The organism is Shewanella sp. MBTL60-112-B2 (assembly GCF_019655055.1).
Classification (GTDB): domain Bacteria; phylum Pseudomonadota; class Gammaproteobacteria; order Enterobacterales; family Shewanellaceae; genus Shewanella.
In genome coordinates, this window is sequence record NZ_BPFA01000100.1 from 1 (window position 1) to 483 (window position 483).

The 483-nt window shown below is 53.4% G+C and carries 1 protein-coding gene; it reads left to right on the forward strand.

From position 1 onward, the window contains the following. On the forward strand, positions 1–483 hold a 483-nt coding region (locus K5Q73_RS21940), incomplete at both ends, for a hypothetical protein (protein WP_220766204.1).

Genomic DNA, 483 nt, shown 5'->3' on the forward strand with positions numbered 1-483 from the left:
GCGATAAGCAAAATAGCGAATACTCAGCTAAAGAGGGGAAAAGGGGAGGAAGGAAGAGGGGAAGCAAAGGGAGAAAAGAGGAAGAGGAAGAGAGAGAAGGGGAGGGAGAGGAGAAAAGGGGGAGAAGGAAGGGGAGAGAGAGAAAAGGGAAAAAAAAAGAGGAAAGGGAGGAAGGAAGGAGAGAAAAGGAAAAGGGGGGAAGGAAGGGGGAGGGAAAAGGGGGAGGGGAGAGGGGAAGAAGGAAGAGAGAGAAGGAGGGAAGGAAAGAGAAAGAGGAAGAGGGAGAGAAGGGGGGGGAGAAAAGAAAGAGGAAAGAAGGAAAAGGGAGAGGGAAAAAGGAGAAAGGGAAAGGGGGGAGGGAGGGGGGGGAGAAAGGGAAGAAGGGGGAAGGGAAAGAGGGGGGGGAGGGAAAAGAAAGGAAGGGGGGGGAGAAAGAAGGGGGGAAGGGGGGGGGAGGGGAAAAAGAAGGGAATGAGAAAGTTC